Below are 17,117 nucleotides of genomic sequence, written 5' to 3' on the forward strand. Positions count from 1 at the left end.
ATTATGTTTTTAGTCGACTCACACTGCCATCTTGATGGCCTGGATTATCAATCCCTGCATAAAAACGTGGACGACGTGCTGGCCAAAGCCGCTGCCCGTGATGTGAAGTTTTGCCTTGCCGTGGCGACAACGCTACCGGGGTATCGCGCCATGCGTGAGCTGGTGGGCGAGCGCGAGAACGTTGTTTTCTCCTGTGGCGTGCATCCGCTCAATCAGGATGAAGAGTACGACGTTGAGGAACTGCGCCGGCTGGCCGCAGAAGAGGGCGTCGTGGCGATGGGGGAAACCGGGCTGGATTACTACTACACGCCGGAAACGAAACCGCGCCAGCAAGCGTCCTTCCGCCATCATATTCGCATTGGTCGCGAGCTCAACAAGCCGGTGATTGTCCATACCCGTGATGCGCGCGCCGATACGCTGGCGATCCTGAAGGAAGAAAAGGTGACGGATTGCGGTGGCGTACTACACTGTTTCACAGAAGACAGAGAAACAGCGGGTAAACTGCTTGATTTAGGGTTTTATATCTCGTTTTCGGGGATCGTGACGTTCCGTAACGCTGAGCAACTCCGCGAAGCTGCGCGCTATGTTCCGCTCGATCGCATCCTCGTGGAAACAGACTCTCCGTATCTGGCACCGGTGCCGCATCGCGGTAAAGAAAATCAGCCAGCCATGACGAGAGACGTAGCCGAGTACATGGCCGTGCTTAAAGGCGTCAGCATTGAAGAGCTGGCCCGCGTCACGACGGACAACTTCTCTACGCTGTTCCATATCGACCCCGCCCGCCTGCAATCTGTTTGATACGCCTGTTTTTTTTAGGCTCGTAATTAATACATAAAACGAGTAAAGTTCACCGCCTCATTTGGGGCGGTGAAGGTGTATTTAGACACATCCAGAAATGCTTTTTGTAAATAACTGAAAGTTTTTCGACCGTCTTAAGCTGAAACGTGATAGCCGTCAAACAAACTCAGAGGGAATTATTTTACTCTGTGTAATAAATAAAGGGCGCTTAGATGTCCTGTCCACGGCACGGTACTCCCCCCGGGCCAATGCGTGAAAGCGTAAAAAAAGCACAAATACTCAGGAGCACTCTCAATTATGTTTAAGAATGCATTTGCTAACCTGCAAAAGGTCGGTAAATCGCTGATGCTGCCAGTATCCGTACTGCCTATCGCAGGTATCCTGCTGGGTGTCGGTTCTGCTAACTTCAGCTGGCTGCCAGCCGTAGTTTCCCACGTGATGGCCGAAGCAGGCGGTTCCGTCTTTGCTAACATGCCTCTGATCTTCGCTATCGGTGTGGCGCTGGGCTTCACCAATAACGACGGCGTTTCTGCGCTGGCTGCAGTTGTTGCCTACGGCATCATGGTGAAAACCATGGCAGTGGTTGCGCCACTGGTTCTGCATTTACCGGCAGAAGAGATCGCTGCGAAACACCTGGCAGACACCGGTGTTCTGGGCGGTATCATCTCCGGTGCGATTGCAGCGTACATGTTCAACCGCTTCTATCGCATCAAGCTGCCTGAGTATCTGGGCTTCTTCGCGGGCAAGCGTTTTGTTCCGATTATTTCTGGCCTGGCAGCGATTTTCACTGGCGTGATCCTGTCCTTCATCTGGCCACCAATCGGTTCCGCGATCCAGACCTTCTCTCAGTGGGCTGCTTATCAGAACCCGGTTGTGGCGTTTGGTATCTACGGCTTCATCGAGCGTTGCCTGGTACCATTTGGTCTGCACCACATCTGGAACGTTCCATTCCAGATGCAGATTGGTGAATTCACCAACGCAGCAGGTCAGGTATTCCACGGTGATATCCCACGTTACATGGCGGGTGACCCAACTGCAGGTAAACTGTCTGGTGGCTTCCTGTTCAAAATGTACGGTCTGCCGGCAGCGGCAATTGCTATCTGGCACTCTGCTAAACCAGAGAACCGTGCAAAAGTGGGCGGTATCATGATCTCCGCAGCGTTGACCTCGTTCCTGACCGGTATCACCGAGCCGATCGAGTTCTCCTTCATGTTCGTTGCGCCGATCCTGTACATCATTCACGCGGTTCTGGCGGGTCTGGCGTTCCCAATCTGTATCCTGCTGGGTATGCGTGACGGTACGTCCTTCTCTCACGGCCTGATCGACTTCATCGTTCTGTCCGGTAACAGCAGCAAACTGTGGCTGTTCCCAATCGTTGGTGCGTGCTATGCCGTTGTTTACTACACCATCTTCCGCGTGCTGATCAAAGCACTGGACCTGAAAACACCAGGTCGTGAAGATGCGTCAGAAGACAGCAAAGCCACCGCGACAAGCGAAATGGCTCCGGCTCTGGTTGCCGCATTCGGCGGGAAAGAGAACATCACTAACCTGGACGCGTGCATCACTCGTCTGCGTGTTAGCGTTGCCGACGTCGCGAAAGTAGACCAGCCGGGTCTGAAAAAACTGGGTGCAGCAGGGGTTGTTGTTGCTGGTTCGGGCGTTCAGGCAATCTTCGGGACTAAATCCGATAACCTGAAAACCGAAATGGATGAGTACATCCGCAACAGCTAAGCTGTGACCTGGGGAGACTAAGGCAGCCGAATGGCTGCCTTTTTTATGGGTAGAAACTTAAAAAGAGTAATTCGCGCTGACGGAGACGTTCAGCGGCGCGCCATAGACAACGTATGACCCGACGTAGTCGTAGTATTTTTTATCAAACAGGTTGTTAACGTTGGCCTGCAAGGCCAGGTCCCTGGTGACCTGATAACGGCTGAAGAGATTCACCAGCGCATAGCTGCCCTGTTCTGCACGGGACTGGCCTGCCGGGCCACCCTCTACATCCGTCCACACTTTATTCTGCCAGTTCACCCCGCCGCCCACCGCCAGTTCTGGCAGCATAGGCAGTTGATAACGGGTAAACAGCTTCATGGTCGTGCGTGGCTGATCGGAACTGATGGCATTCCCGCGCTTATCTTCTGCAATAAACCGTGTCGCCCCGAAGGTTAACTGCCAGTTGTCGGTCAGTGCACCGTTTAGCTCAAATTCAATCCCTTTGCTGACCACGCCATCCAGTGATTCATAAATAGATTCACCGCTCGGCATATAGGTGTAGGTATTGCTTGCCACGTTATCCTGTTCAATACGGAAAACGGCCAGTGAGGTGGTCAGGCGGGTGTTGAACCAGTCCGCTTTCACCCCCGCTTCGTAGCTTTTCCCGGTCGTAGGGTCGAGGTAACGACCGCTCGCGTCACGCTTGTCCTGTGGCTGGAAAATAGAGGTGTAGCTGACATAGGTCGACCAGTCTTCATTGATGTCATAAACCAGTCCTGCATAAGGCGTTACGTCATCTTTGGAACTTTCCAGACGGGTATCCGGGGAGCCTGCCGGGTTGTAGCGAATGTTATAGTTGGTGTAACGCGCGCCAAGGATCAGGTGCAGCGGATCGGCCAGCGAGAATCGGGCCGAGGTATACGCCGAAGACTGGCGAATGTCGTCCTGGCTATAGAGCTTCCACGGTGTCCACTGCGGGTCGGCGATTTTGCCATTCCAGTTTTTAAAATTACCCACATCCACCATACCGTATAACGCATCCGGCATGCTGTTATCGTAATGGTTACGCTGGCGGCTGAAGCTCCCGCCAAACATCATCTCATGCTGACGACCAAAAAGGCTGAAATCGCCACGCAGGAAGGCGTCGATGGCATCCTGCTTACGTTCTCCGCGGTTCCAGCCGCCGTAGCCGACCATGCCCGCCCCGGTCTCTTTATCCGGATAGCCTGACATATACATCAGTTTGCTGTCGAAATGGGTTTCCGCATGCATGCCGTTGATGTGCGCTTCCCAGCCGTTGTCAAAACGTTGGGTCAGGTTGGCAAAGATACGGGTGTTGTCTTTATCCGAGTAAGCCCAGTCAGGCGCAACGGTCTGGCTGCGGTCGTAATGGGTTTTGCTTCCGTCGCTATACCAGGTTGGCAGACCGCCCCAGGTGGGATCGGCGGTGTGACTTTCCTGGTATTCATAGCCTACGGAGAGGGTCGTGCTATCGGTGACGTCGGCATCCACCACGCCATAGAGGAATTTTTTACGGTAGTGGTAGTTATCCACAGCGCTGTCGTTGTCCTGGTAACCGGTGATCAGACGACCGCGAACCTTGCCGGATTCTAACAGCGGGGCCTGTAAATCCAGCACATAGCGCTGCTTGTCCCAGCTGCCGTAGCTGGCGGAGACGTTCCCTTTGAATACGTTACTGTCTGCGTGCTTGCGTACCATATTGACGTAGGCGGATGGGTTACCGGTGCCGGACATCAGCCCAGTAGCGCCGCGAACCACCTCTATACGGTCATAAATGGCGGTGTCGGCGGCGGTGTCGCCGAAGTTCCATACTTCGCTGATGGAGGTCGGCAGGTCATCGAACGCATAGTTACTGACGAAGAATCCGCGCGAGTAAAATACGGTGCGGTCGCTGTCCTGCACCTGGGCCGTTACGCCGGTGGTGTTGGTTAACACCTGGCCGACTGACTGCAGGTTCTGATCTGCCATGCGCTGCTGGCTAATCACGCTGACGGACTGGGGGATATCGCGGGGAACAAGTAACAGTTTGGTCCCGGTGGTGGTGGTTTTTACGCTGTAGTCCTGATCCTGTCCGCTGGAGGGATCCTGTGCGTTATCAAAGCCACCCTCCACAACTACCGTATCTTCGGTCGTGGAGGCGGCAAAACTGACGGTTGGCATCAATGCCATAGCAATACAGGCTGCCAGCAACGAAGGTGTTGCGACAGGCTGGCGTTGCCCATCCCTGGTATGAGTAATGAAAGACATCATCAAACCCTTAATGAATGGTGAAGGTGGTCTGCATCAGTCCCGCGTGTGCGGGCTGATGTCGTTTTCTATGTTGAAAATGCGCATGAAAATGCAAATGCGAAATATACGCATTGAGATTAACGGTGTAAACAGATGTGTCAAAAGGAACTGAAATAATGTTTCAGGCGATCGCGACGCGTCAGCGCTCACTCTCCAGGCAGCTGGAGGACATTCAGGAAAGAAATCGGTGGAGAAGGTTGAAAGGACAGGAGAATCTCGCTCATACTCTTGTGTTGTGTCACACAGTAATACTGAGAATGTGTTAATGGCGGCGCACTACGCCAGATTAAACAAAAAAGGAAAAGGTCATGGCTGAAGAAACGATTTTTAGTAAAATTATCCGCCGCGAAATCCCTTCGGATATCGTTTATCAGGATGAGCTGGTGACGGCTTTCCGGGACATTTCTCCTCAGGCTCCGACACATATCCTTATTATTCCTAATATTCTGATTCCGACCGTAAACGACGTAAAAACCGAGCATGAAGTAGCGTTAGGTCGTATGCTGACAGTGGCCGCAAAAATTGCTGAGCAGGAAGGGATTGCTGATGACGGTTACCGTCTCATCATGAACTGTAATCGCCACGGTGGTCAGGAAGTTTATCATATTCACATGCATCTGCTGGGTGGACGTCCTCTGGGGCCGATGCTGGCACATAAAGGTCTTTGACATGCTTAAAGGGCGTATTGCAGCGCTGGTAATGACGATGTTGATCGTAGGGTGCAGCACGCGTCCGGCGATCCCCGTCAGCGATGAACAGACGCTGGTGATGGAATCCTCCGTACTTGCTGCGGGCATCACGGCGCAACAACCTGCGTTGTCGATCAGTGAAATCAACTCTTCTGCTTCCTCTACGCTCTTTAATGAAAGACAAGAACCAGTGACGGTGCACTACCGTTTTTTCTGGTATGACGTACGAGGTCTTGAAATGCATCCGCTGGAAGCGCCGCGCAGCGTCACTATTCCGGCAAGATCGTCGGTAACGCTCTATGGCAGCGCCAACTATCTGGGTGCACATAAGGTGAGACTTTATCTTTATTTGTAAGGGGTGAACCTTGATTAAAAATTTGAGCCGTTATGCGCTCGTGACTGCTTTCGCTCTGTTCCTCGCAGGGTGTGTGACCCGAACTGAAGAGCCTGCGCCTGTGGAAGAGGCCAAACCGGGTACCGAGCAGCCGACACAGCCAACGCAGCCGCCGCCAACCGTACCGACTGTGCCGTCTATTCCGTCGCAGCCTGGTCCAATTGAACATCCGGATCAGACATCGCAGCCTGCGCCGCGCGTTCGTCATTATGACTGGAACGGTGCGATGCAACCGATGGTCGGCAAAATGCTGCAGGCTCAGGGTGTGACCGCGGGCAGCGTATTGCTGGTTGATAGCGTGAATAACCGTACCAACGGTTCGCTGAACGCGGGCGAAGCGACAGAAACCCTGCGCAATGCCCTGGCCAATAACGGTAAGTTTACGCTGGTCTCGGCACAGCAGCTCGCGGTAGCCAAGCAGCAGTTGGGCCTGTCACCGCAGGACAGCCTCGGTTCACGCAGCAAGGCGATTGGGATTGCCCGTAACGTCGGTGCGCAGTATGTGCTTTACTCCAGTGCCACCGGTAACGTGAACACGCCAGCCCTGCAGATGCAGCTGATGCTGGTTCAGACAGGCGAGATTATCTGGTCAGGTAAAGGTGCCGTTACGCAACTCTGACAGGACGCGTGAAGAGATCCTGACGCGTTATTTTCCACAGTATCGCCTTATCGCGCCGCAGGCCCCTTCCGGGCTTGGCGGCGCGAGTTGCATTATAGAGCAGGGCGAGCAACGTCTGGTATTGCGGCAGAATCACGATCCCTCAGCGTCTGCATCCCATTTCCGCCGTCAGTTTCGGGCACTGAAACGCCTTCCGGCGGATCTGGTGCCAAAGCCCCGTTTTTACCGCCAGGGCTGGATGGCCGTGGAGTATCTGGCAGGGGAGATCGGCAACACGCTACCGGAAACGGCAGTGCTTGCAGCTATGCTCTGTCATCTGCACCGGCAACCGCGTCTGGGGTGGCGGGTGACGCTGCTGCCGTTGCTTGATCAATACTGGCAGCAGGCTTCAGCCGACAGGCGAACCCCATTCTGGCTGGCACAGCTAAAACGGCTGCGTAAAACGGGCGAACCGCAGCCGCTTCGGCTCTCGCCGCTGCATATGGATGTTCATGCCGGCAATATTGTTCATACGTCCCTCGGTGCGAGGCTTATCGACTGGGAGTATGCCGGTGACGGAGACGTGGCGCTGGAGCTGGCGGCCGTCTGGTCGGAAGATGATGCTGCGCGGCAGCGGCTCATCACCGACTATGCCCGGATAGCGCACATGAATGCCGATGCCCTGAGGCGTCAGGTGAGGCGCTGGCGACCGTGGGTCGTCATGCTGATGGCTGGCTGGTTTGAAATGCGCTTTCAGCAATCCCGAGACAAACAATTTATTGCGCTGGCAGATGATGCCTGGCGTCAGTTACAAACTAAAGGATAAGAGAGGTTGGTGTGGGTCCAGTCATGTTGGATGTAGAAGGGTTTGAACTGGATGCGGAGGAGCGTGAAATACTGGCGCACCCGCTGGTGGGAGGCTTGATCCTGTTCACCCGCAACTATCACGATCCGGCGCAGTTGCGAGAACTGGTGCGCCAGATCCGTGCTGCATCGCGCAATCATCTGGTGGTGGCCGTCGATCAGGAAGGCGGACGCGTACAGCGTTTCCGCGAAGGCTTTACTCGCCTGCCTGCCGCCCAATCTTTTGCGGCATTACTGGGCACGGAAGAGGGTGGCAAACTGGCGCAAGAGGCTGGCTGGCTGATGGCCAGCGAGATGATTGCCATGGATATCGACATCAGTTTTGCGCCGGTTTTGGACGTGGGGCATATCAGCGCCGCCATTGGCGAACGCTCATACCATGAAGATCCGCGTATTGCGCTGGCGATAGCGAGCTGTTTCATTGACGGTATGCACGACGCGGGAATGAAAACCACCGGGAAACATTTCCCGGGACACGGTGCGGTGACCGCCGACTCGCACAAAGAAACGCCGCGCGATCCGCGTCCGGAAGCTGACATTCGTGCCAAAGATATGTCGGTGTTCCGCTCCCTTATCACCGATAACAAGCTGGACGCCATCATGCCAGCGCACGTGATTTACAGCGACGTCGACCCGCGTCCTGCAAGCGGGTCCGCGCACTGGCTGAAAACCGTTTTGCGTCAGGAGCTGGGGTTTAATGGCGTGATTTTCTCAGACGATTTGTCGATGGAAGGGGCGGCGATTATGGGCAGCTACGCAGAGCGCGGTCAGGCGTCGCTGGACGCAGGTTGCGATATGATCCTCGTCTGCAATAATCGTAAAGGTGCCGTCAGCGTGCTGGATAACCTGTCGCCGATCAATGCACAGCGTGTTACACAATTGTATCATAAAGGTTCATTTAGCCGTCAGGAGCTGATGGACTCGGCGCGCTGGAAGACGGTCAACGCGCAGCTTGAAGCCCTGAATGAACGCTGGCAGGCACATAAAGCCAGCCTGTAAATCCTCCCGGAAGGCGTAGCGTGGTGAGAAGAGAATGATCATCTATTTACACGGTTTTGACTCAAACAGTCCTGGTAATCATGAGAAGGTCCTGCAGCTGCAGTTTATCGATCCGGATGTCCGGCTGATCAGTTACAGCACACGCCATCCAAAGCATGATATGCAGCACCTGCTCAAAGAGGTGGACAAGATGTTGCAGCTCAACATCGATGACCGTCCGCTGATTTGTGGCGTGGGATTAGGTGGCTACTGGGCAGAGCGGATTGGATTCCTGTGCGATATCCGCCAGGTGGTGTTCAATCCTAATCTTTTCCCGAATGAGAACATGGAAGGTAAAATTGACCGCCCTGAAGAGTATGTCGATATTGCCACCAAGTGCGTCAGTAATTTTCGGGAGAAAAACCGCGACCGTTGTCTGGTGATCTTGTCGCGTAATGATGAAGCCCTTAACAGCCACCGGGCGGCTGAGCTGCTGCATCATTACTATGAAATTGTCTGGGATGAAGAACAGACCCACAAATTCAAGAACATCTCCCCGCATTTGCAGCGGATCAAAGCCTTCAAAACCCTGGGCTAAGCCACTGCGTACGACCTGCCAGGCCCGGCCGCGAAAGCGCGCCGGGCTTTCTTTTTGTCCAGAATTGTCTACTTTTAAGCCATCAAAACTTGATGCATATCAATTTTGGTATGACCAATGCGCCTGACGTGGTATTCTCAATGCACCTGAATGGTTTCAGTGCTGTAACCTGTTGTTAATTAAGGGTTATTTTTATAACTTTTAATTAACAATTGGTTAATAATTTGAGGGGGTCACGTTGACTACGCCATTGAAAAAGATAGTGATTGTCGGCGGTGGTGCTGGCGGGCTGGAGCTGGCTACACAGTTAGGCAAGAAGCTCGGTCGCGGCAAAAAAGCCAAAATTACGCTGGTGGATCGTAACCATAGCCATCTCTGGAAACCGCTGTTGCACGAAGTGGCGACCGGTTCACTGGATGAGGGCGTGGACGCGTTGAGCTATCTGGCACATGCGCGCAATCACCATTTCCAGTTCCAGCTGGGCTCCGTGGTGGATATCAATCGTGAGAGCAAAACCATTACCCTGGCAGAGCTGCGCGATGAAAAAGGGGAACTGCTGGTTCCTGAGCGCAAACTGCCGTATGACACGCTGGTCATGGCGCTGGGCAGTACCTCCAATGACTTCAACACACCAGGTGTAAAAGAGCACTGTATCTTCCTCGATAACCCACATCAGGCACGTCGTTTCCACCAGGAAATGCTGAACCTGTTCCTGAAGTACACCAGCAATATGGGTGCGAACGGGAAGGTTAATATCGCGATTGTTGGTGGGGGGGCGACGGGCGTCGAGCTTTCTGCTGAGCTGCACAACGCGGTGAAACAGCTGCACAGCTACGGCTATAAAGGCTTAACCAATGACGCGCTGAACGTGACGCTGGTTGAAGCGGGTGAACGTATCCTGCCGGCGCTGCCTCCGCGCATTTCCGGTGCGGCGCATAATGAACTGACCAAGCTGGGCGTGCGGGTTCTGACCCAAACCATGGTGACCAGCGCGGACGACGGCGGCCTGCATACCAAAGATGGCGAGTACATCAAAGCAGACCTGATGGTCTGGGCTGCTGGCATCAAAGCGCCTGATTTTATGAAAGAGATTGGCGGGCTGGAAACGAACCGTATTAACCAGCTGGTGACCGAGCCGACCCTGCAAACCACACGCGATCCGGACATTTTCGCCATCGGCGACTGTGCTTCCTGCGCGCGTCCGGAGGGCGGTTTTGTGCCTCCGCGAGCTCAGGCAGCGCACCAGATGGCAAGCCTGGTACTGCACAATATTCTGGCGCAGTACAAAGGTAAGCCGATGAAAGCCTATGTCTATAAAGACCATGGTTCTCTGGTATCGCTCTCGAACTTCTCTACCGTCGGCAGCCTGATGGGTAACCTGATGCGCGGCTCCATGATGGTGGAAGGGCGTATTGCACGCTTTGTCTATATCTCGCTCTATCGTATGCACCAGATTGCCCTGCACGGTTACTTCAAAACCGGGCTGATGATGCTGGTGGGACGAATCAACCGCGTTATTCGACCACGCCTGAAGCTGCACTAATATTCTCTCCCTCCGGGGCCTCCGGAGGGAATTTTTAGCATATCATGCTGCTCATCGTACATTGAGTGCTTAAGAGTTCTCCTAAACACGATATATCTCTCCTCCACGTCCACTTTTTGATCCTTTGTCTTATTGGCGAAGCGCGACCTGCATTGCAAAATTGTTACCAATAGCAACAAAGGAGGAAGTCCCGTGAATAAATCAATGTTGGCGGGTATAGGGATTGGCGTCGCTGCTGCGTTAGGTGTGGCTGCCGTTGCCAGTCTCAACGTACTGGATCGCGGCCCACAATACGCACAGGTCGTGTCTGCTACCCCGATTAAAGAAACCGTGAAAACGCCTCGTCAGGAGTGCCGCAACGTCTCCGTGACCCATCGCCGTCCGGTACAGGATGAAAACCGTATCGCCGGTTCAGTACTGGGTGCGGTTGCCGGTGGTGTGATTGGCCATCAGTTTGGTGGTGGTCGTGGTAAAGATGTGGCGACCGTGGTCGGCGCGCTGGGCGGCGGCTATGCCGGTAACCAGGTGCAGGGCGCTATGCAGGATAACGACACGTACACGACGACTCAGCAGCGCTGCAAAACCGTCTATGACAAGTCGGAGAAAATGCTGGGTTACGACGTGACGTACAAAATTGGCGATCAGCAGGGCAAGATCCGCATGGATAAAGACCCGGGCACTCAAATTCCGCTGGATGGAAACGGCCAGCTGGTACTGAATAACAAAGTGTAAAAAAGATGTTCTCTGAACTTAGCTCCTCAAGCGCTCAGGCTGAGGAGCTTTTTTTTTACGTCAGATTTTAAGCAGTTCAGGCCACAGTTTCAGCGTGGTCGCGGTAATGGTTTGCAGTTTTTCCAGCGTAGCCCCTTCACGGGCGCTTATCGACATACCCTGCAAAATACAGTTCAGGTATTGCGCCAGCATCTGTGGATTGCAATGCGCAGGAATTTCACCTCGTTGTTGGCGCTGAGACAGGAACGCGCTTAGCGTCTCTTCCTGCATGGCATGGCGCGATTTCACCGTGTTGGCAATCTCTTTTGAGGAGGCCGCAAGGGTGGCAGAGGTGTTAATCATAAAGCAGCCCGCTGGGGTATCTTTACTGGTGAAGCAGGTCGCGACGGTGGTGAAGTAGTCCCGTAGCGCCTGTTCGACGCTTTTCTCTTCACAAAACAGCTGGGCTTCGTGTTTCGCCGCAAAGCGCGAAATGTATCTGTCCAGCACCGCCCGGAACAGCCCCTCTTTATTGGTGAATTCAGCATACAGCGTGGGTGCTTTGGCACCGGTAGCTTCCACCAGATCGGAAAGCGAGGTCGCTTCATACCCATGTTGCCAGAAGAGAGTCATGGCCTTATCAAGCGCTGCATCCCTGTCGAACACTTTTGGTCGGCCACGGCTTTTCTTCGCGCAACTCGTCACGTCGGTTGTCATTTGCCGTTGGTCCTCTGTTGGTTTGTTGAATAATCATTATAAAAATAATCGCGGGTGACCACCAGCACTGATGAGAGAAAAATAAATTAATCATATGGGTATGAAAAATAACGGATTTAAAATTTAATTAATGTTCGTTATAAAAAGATGTTGACGCGTGAGCTGGATCACATTTATGATTTACCTATCGATCGTTAACTAAATAGCTAACGACCTCCAAATCATCTGCCCAAAGGTAAAAATCATGAAAAACGTAAAAACCCTCATCGCTGCTGCTGTTCTGAGTTCACTTTCTTTCGCAAGCTTCGCTGCTGTTGAAGTGCAATCAACCCCTGCTGACCAGCATAAAGTCGGGACTATCTCTGCTTCTGCCGGGACTAACCTGGGCTCACTGGAAGATCAGCTGGCGCAGAAAGCTGACGAGATGGGTGCAAAATCTTTCCGCATCACCTCAGTGACCGGTCCTAACACCCTGCACGGCACCGCTGTTATCTACAAATAAGCCTGGCTAAACCCTCATTTATGCCACTGCGATGCCACTGTAAAAAAGCCCTGCTCAGCAGGGCTTTTTTTATTGGGGATCACATCGACTGCTGGGTGACATCCTGATGCCGGGTGACATCGGTGGGCATCCCGGAACGCGCCTCCATCGCACGCTCCATCACGATGCCATCCGTGCGGGCATTCGTTTTAAAGCTCACCATCGCGGCATTCAGATTAATTGGCAGTGTCTGCGGATCGTCGCCAATGTTTTTCGATAACGGCTGGTGAATTTCAACCAGTCTTACGCCACCCGGCTCCTCAGAAACCTTAATGGGCGTATTAATAATATTCACTCGGGTACCAGGCGTGATCACGCTATAGAGCGTCTTGATATCATCATCGCGCAGACGAATACAGCCGGAACTGACGCGCATCCCGATACCGAAATCCGCATTTGTTCCATGCAGAAGGTAAACGCCACCATAGGCCGCAAGACGGATCGCGTGGTGACCCATCGGATTCTCCGGACCCGCTGGCACCACAGCCGGCAAATCAATTCCCTGTGCTTTATAGCGAGCACGAATATTAGCCGTTGGCGTCCAGGTTGGGTTGGCACGTTTATCCGATACGGTGGTGACCATTGTTGGGGTCAGCGTGTCGCCGCCCAGCTGGCCAATACCGATTGGATAAACGGTGACTTCATTTTTACCCGGCGGGTAATAGTAAAGACGCAGCTCGGCAAGGTTTATCACGATCCCTTCGCGCGCTACATCCGGGAGAAGGGTCTGCAACGGGATGGTCAGGACGCTGCCAGCGCGTGGCACATAGGGGTCGACGCCAGGGTTAGCCTGCAGCAGAGCCAGAAAGCCTACGTTATATTTTTTGGCAATCGCTTCGAGCGATCCCCCATTATTTTCAACCACATGAAAACGGTTTTCGCCCACGACCTTGCTGCCAGCAGGGGGAAGAGGCCAGGTATTTGCGCGTGCAGGAAGCGCAACAGCTACCGTTGCTGCCAGCGCAAACACGGTTATCCAGCGGGTAAAACGCGAAGAGGTCATCATCACCATAATCCATATAAATAATAAGGTTATTGTTTTATAAGGCGTTAACGATAATTATGGCGAATGGGTATGTCGGGAAATCCAGGTGAAGTGCAAAGAGTTTGTAAATTGTCCCCCCGTAAGCATTGCGCCAACGGGGGGAAGGGGGAATTATGCAACAGCGTTCTCTTCCAGCTGACGCATAAAGTGACGAACCCACTCCATCCGGTTTTTACGATCCGTCAGCTCCTGCGTAAATTTCAGACGCGTTGGACCATCCAGACGGAAATGCTGCGGCTGTTTCTGGAGCAGACCGATTAGCCACATCGGATTAACGTGATTCTTCTCGGCAAATTCAATCACGCCACCTTTTTCATTGCCTTCGAGCTTACGAATGCCCAGCTTCTGTGCCTGCTGGCGCAGCCTCGCAATATCCAGCAGGTTTCTCGCGGCATCCGGCAACAGGCCAAAGCGATCGATCAGCTCTACCTTAATTTCATCCAGTTCGTTTTCATTTTTCGCACTGGCGATACGTTTGTAGAACGACAGACGTGTGTTGACATCCGGAATAAAATCATCCGGTAGCAGGGAAGGCATGCGCAGTTCCACCTCAGTTTGCTGGCTGGTCAGATCTTCCAGCGATGGCTCACGTCCGGCCTTCAGGGCATCGACCGCATTTTCCAGCAGCTCCATATAGAGCGAGAAGCCGATGGTTTCCATCGAGCCGCTCTGGTCTTCGCCCAGAAGTTCACCTGCACCGCGGATCTCAAGGTCGTGTGTCGCCAGCGCGAAGCCCGCGCCCAGATCTTCCAGCGACGCGATAGCCTCCAGACGTTTTTGTGCATCGGTGGTCATCGCTTTCGGATGCGGGGTCAGCAGCCAGGCGTAGGCCTGATGGTGTGAGCGGCCAACGCGGCCACGCAGCTGGTGAAGCTGCGCCAGTCCAAAGTGATCTGCGCGCTCAATAATGATGGTATTGGCCGTCGGAATATCGATCCCGGTCTCAATGATGGTGGTACACACCAGGACGTTAAAGCGCTGGTGGTGGAAATCGTTCATCACCCGCTCCAGCTCGCGCTCGCGCATTTGACCGTGACCGATAGCGATGCGCGCTTCCGGCACCAGTTCGGCCAGCCTGTCCGCCGCTTTCTGGATATTTTCCACGTCGTTATAGAGATAATAGACCTGACCCCCGCGCAGTACTTCACGCAGAATAGCCTCGCGGACGACCAGGTTGTCGTACTCACGAACAAAGGTTTTTACCGCCAGACGACGTGCCGGCGGCGTGGCGATAATCGACAGGTCGCGCATGCCGCTCATCGCCATATTCAGCGTTCGCGGAATCGGTGTGGCGGTCAGGGTGAGGATATCGACGTCGGCACGCATCGCTTTAATACGCTCTTTATGACGGACCCCGAAGCGGTGTTCTTCATCGACGATCAATAGCCCCAGATCTTTCCACTTCACATCACTCTGCAGCAGCTTGTGGGTGCCGATCAGAATATCGATCTTACCCTCGCTGGCCTGTTCCAGAATCTGCGTCTGCTCTTTGGTACTGCGAAAACGCGACAGCATCTCAATACGAACCGGCCAGTTGGCGAAACGGTCGCGGAAGTTGTCAAAATGCTGTTGGGCGAGCAGGGTGGTAGGCACCAGCACCGCGACCTGTTTGTTGTTTTCTACCGCGAGGAAGGCGGCGCGCATCGCCACTTCGGTTTTGCCGAAGCCGACATCGCCGCAAACCAGCCTGTCCATCGCCAGCGGCTGGCACATGTCGCTCAGCACAGCATTAATGGCCTGGGCCTGATCCGGCGTGGTTTCAAACGGGAAGCTATCGCAGAACATCTGGTACTGTTGTTTATCATGCCTGAAGGCAAAGCCTTCTTTGGCCGCGCGTTGGGCGTAGATATCCAGCAGTTCTGCCGCCACATCACGCACTTTTTCCGCGGCTTTCTGCCGCGCGCGCGCCCAGGCGTCGCCGCCCAGTTTATGTAATGGCGCATGATCTTCTGCACCGCCGGCATAGCGGCTGATGAGATGCAGGGAGGAGACCGGCACATAGAGTTTGGCGTCATTGGCGTAGGTCAGCATCAGGTATTCGCCCTTGATGCCACCGGCTTCCAGCGTCGTCATGCCCTGATAACGGCCCACCCCGTGCTCGAGGTGAACAATCGGCTGGCCGGGGTGCAGTTCGGCGAGGTTACGGATCAACGTGTCCGGATTAATGGTGCGACGGCTGTCCTGACGGCGGCGCGCCACGCGTTCCCCCAGCAGGTCGCTTTCGCAAATCAGCGCCAGATTGTTGAGGGTATCCACAAACCCGTGCTCGGCGGAGCCAATCATCAGATAACGGCCATTACCGGTGGCTTCACTCAGGCGCAAAATACGTTTCGGCGCGATTTTGATCCGCCCCAGCAGTTCACCCAGCGCTTCCCGGCGGCCTTCGCTTTCAACGGAGAACACGACCGGCCCGGTAAAGGACTCGAGGAACTTGCGCAGATTATCCAGCGGCGACTTCTGCTGCGCCTGAACGGATAAATCCGGTAGCGTGCGGAAGGCGAGGTTGGTATTGGCGGCCTTGTCGGCGAGCGAATCGGTTTTGAGCTGCATACGCGGCCAGCGTTTCAGCTCGGCGTTCAGCTCATCAGTGCGCAGCCACAGCACTTCCGGTGGCAACAGCGGACGCATCGGGTCCACGCCCCGGTTTTCAAAGCGGGCGCGAGTTTCGCTCTCAAAACGGCTGGCGCTGGCGTCGATATCACCGGTGTTAACAATCAGCGTATTGGCCGGGAAATAGCTGAACAGCGCGGGCAGAGGCTCGTTAAAGAACAGCGGCTGCCAGTATTCAATCCCCGCCGGCAGCGTCCCTTTGCTGACCTGCTGATAGATATGTTCGGCATCGCGTTTAACGTCGAATCTGTCGCGCCACTGGCTGCGGAACAGCTCGATTGCGGTTTTGTCGGTCGGGAACTCATGTGCGGGCAGTAAATTGATGGAGTCCACTTCTTCCAGCGTGCGCTGCGTGTCGGCGTCGAACACGCGCAGGCTATCGATTTCATCATCGAAGAAATCCAGACGATACGGCTGGTCGCTGCCCATCGGGTAAAGATCGAGCAGTGCACCACGCGTGGCATATTCCCCGTGCTCCATCACCTGATCGACATGGCGATAACCGGCGCTGTCGAGCTGCGCGCGCAGGGCGTCCCGGGACAGGCGCTGGCCTTTTTTCATCACCAGCGCATGGCCATGAAGATAGCTGTGCGGACAGACCCGCTGCATCAGGGTGTTTACGGGGACGATCAGCACGCCGCGCTGCATCGTCGGTAACTGATACAGGGTCGACAGACGAGAGGAGATAATCTCCTGGTGCGGCGAGAAACTGTCATACGGCAGCGTTTCCCAGTCGGCCAGACTGAACACCAGATTGTCAGTGAACTGGCGGATTTCATCATGCAGACGCAGGGCATTTTGCATATCCGGGGCAACCAGTACCACCGGACCCGGGTGTCGCTCAGCGATTTCTGCCACCAGCGTGGCGCACGCCGCGCCAGTAAGTTCGCCCAGCTGGCGCTGATCGCCCGCTTTGACAGGCAAGGAATATCGATAGTGTTCAGGCATGGCTATGTCAGAGTCTCTTGGGGATATACCAACAGTATTGGGGCATATCACTGATACGCAATG

At 54.4% G+C, this 17,117-nt stretch carries 15 protein-coding genes; 11 read left to right on the forward strand and 4 right to left on the reverse strand.

Annotation, left to right across the window (positions count from 1 at the left end; genetic code table 11):
- Nucleotides 1-3: 3 nt before the first annotated feature.
- Both JTA15_RS04180 and ptsG read left to right on the forward strand, forming a co-directional pair.
- Entirely contained in the window at nt 4-798 is a 795-nt protein-coding gene (locus JTA15_RS04180) for a metal-dependent hydrolase (RefSeq protein ID WP_014169581.1), read from the forward strand.
- Nucleotides 799-1,095: 297 nt separating this feature from the next.
- Nucleotides 1,096-2,529 carry a PTS glucose transporter subunit IIBC gene (gene ptsG, locus JTA15_RS04185; RefSeq protein WP_014169582.1) on the forward strand — a complete coding sequence of 478 codons (1,434 nt, stop codon included), beginning with the start codon at nt 1,096-1,098 and terminating at the stop codon, nt 2,527-2,529.
- 57 nt (nt 2,530-2,586) lie between these two features.
- Here the strand turns inward: ptsG and fhuE are convergent, their stop codons facing one another.
- Entirely contained in the window at nt 2,587-4,776 is a 2,190-nt protein-coding gene (gene fhuE, locus JTA15_RS04190) for a ferric-rhodotorulic acid/ferric-coprogen receptor FhuE (protein WP_219372894.1), read from the reverse strand.
- 350 nt (nt 4,777-5,126) lie between these two features.
- Between fhuE and hinT the strand changes: the two genes are divergently transcribed.
- From hinT to JTA15_RS04230, 8 genes are all read left to right on the forward strand, one after another.
- Nucleotides 5,127-5,486, forward strand: coding sequence for a purine nucleoside phosphoramidase (hinT, locus tag JTA15_RS04195; RefSeq protein WP_014169584.1), 360 nt, complete (start codon nt 5,127-5,129; stop codon nt 5,484-5,486).
- Nucleotide 5,487: 1 nt separating this feature from the next.
- The gene (locus tag JTA15_RS04200; protein ID WP_014169585.1) at nt 5,488-5,862 is read left to right on the forward strand and encodes a YcfL family protein; all 375 of its coding nucleotides are present in this window, start codon (nt 5,488-5,490) and stop codon (nt 5,860-5,862) included.
- Between the two features lie 10 nt (nt 5,863-5,872).
- Entirely contained in the window at nt 5,873-6,520 is a 648-nt protein-coding gene (lpoB, locus tag JTA15_RS04205) for a penicillin-binding protein activator LpoB (RefSeq protein WP_014169586.1), read from the forward strand.
- Nucleotides 6,501-7,325: a thiamine kinase gene (gene thiK / locus JTA15_RS04210; RefSeq protein WP_219372895.1), complete on the forward strand. Its 825-nt coding sequence runs from the start codon at nt 6,501-6,503 to the stop codon at nt 7,323-7,325. Before lpoB ends, thiK begins: the two co-directional genes overlap by 20 nt.
- 11 nt (nt 7,326-7,336) lie before the next feature.
- The gene (nagZ, locus tag JTA15_RS04215) at nt 7,337-8,362 is read left to right on the forward strand and encodes a beta-N-acetylhexosaminidase (RefSeq protein WP_020884661.1); all 1,026 of its coding nucleotides are present in this window, start codon (nt 7,337-7,339) and stop codon (nt 8,360-8,362) included.
- 34 nt (nt 8,363-8,396) lie between these two features.
- On the forward strand, nt 8,397-8,939 hold the full coding sequence (gene ycfP, locus JTA15_RS04220; protein ID WP_013097106.1) for an alpha/beta hydrolase YcfP: 543 nt from the start codon (nt 8,397-8,399) through the stop codon (nt 8,937-8,939).
- Between the two features lie 238 nt (nt 8,940-9,177).
- Nucleotides 9,178-10,482 (forward strand): NAD(P)/FAD-dependent oxidoreductase, encoded by a 1,305-nt coding sequence (locus tag JTA15_RS04225; protein WP_025204449.1) that lies wholly within the window; start codon nt 9,178-9,180, stop codon nt 10,480-10,482.
- 192 nt (nt 10,483-10,674) lie between these two features.
- Nucleotides 10,675-11,214, forward strand: coding sequence for a glycine zipper 2TM domain-containing protein (locus JTA15_RS04230; protein WP_008500779.1), 540 nt, complete (start codon nt 10,675-10,677; stop codon nt 11,212-11,214).
- Nucleotides 11,215-11,274: 60 nt separating this feature from the next.
- On the opposite strand, the gene comR is transcribed toward JTA15_RS04230, so the two are convergent.
- Nucleotides 11,275-11,910 (reverse strand): TetR family copper-responsive transcriptional repressor ComR, encoded by a 636-nt coding sequence (comR, locus tag JTA15_RS04235; protein ID WP_014169591.1) that lies wholly within the window; start codon nt 11,908-11,910, stop codon nt 11,275-11,277.
- A gap of 244 nt (nt 11,911-12,154) precedes the next feature.
- On the opposite strand from comR, the gene bhsA reads away from it, so the two are divergent.
- Nucleotides 12,155-12,412 carry a multiple stress resistance protein BhsA gene (gene bhsA, locus JTA15_RS04240; protein WP_013097102.1) on the forward strand — a complete coding sequence of 86 codons (258 nt, stop codon included), beginning with the start codon at nt 12,155-12,157 and terminating at the stop codon, nt 12,410-12,412.
- Nucleotides 12,413-12,491: 79 nt separating this feature from the next.
- Here bhsA and JTA15_RS04245 read toward each other — a convergent pair whose 3' ends face one another.
- On the reverse strand, nt 12,492-13,457 hold the full coding sequence (locus JTA15_RS04245; protein WP_044858705.1) for a L,D-transpeptidase family protein: 966 nt from the start codon (nt 13,455-13,457) through the stop codon (nt 12,492-12,494).
- A gap of 150 nt (nt 13,458-13,607) precedes the next feature.
- On the reverse strand, nt 13,608-17,054 hold the full coding sequence (mfd, locus tag JTA15_RS04250) for a transcription-repair coupling factor (protein ID WP_025204447.1): 3,447 nt from the start codon (nt 17,052-17,054) through the stop codon (nt 13,608-13,610).
- Nucleotides 17,055-17,117 lie beyond the last annotated feature (63 nt).

Origin of the sequence: Enterobacter sp. BIDMC 29, assembly GCF_019378755.1 — a bacterium.
GTDB classification, from domain to species: Bacteria; Pseudomonadota; Gammaproteobacteria; order Enterobacterales; family Enterobacteriaceae; genus Enterobacter; species Enterobacter ludwigii.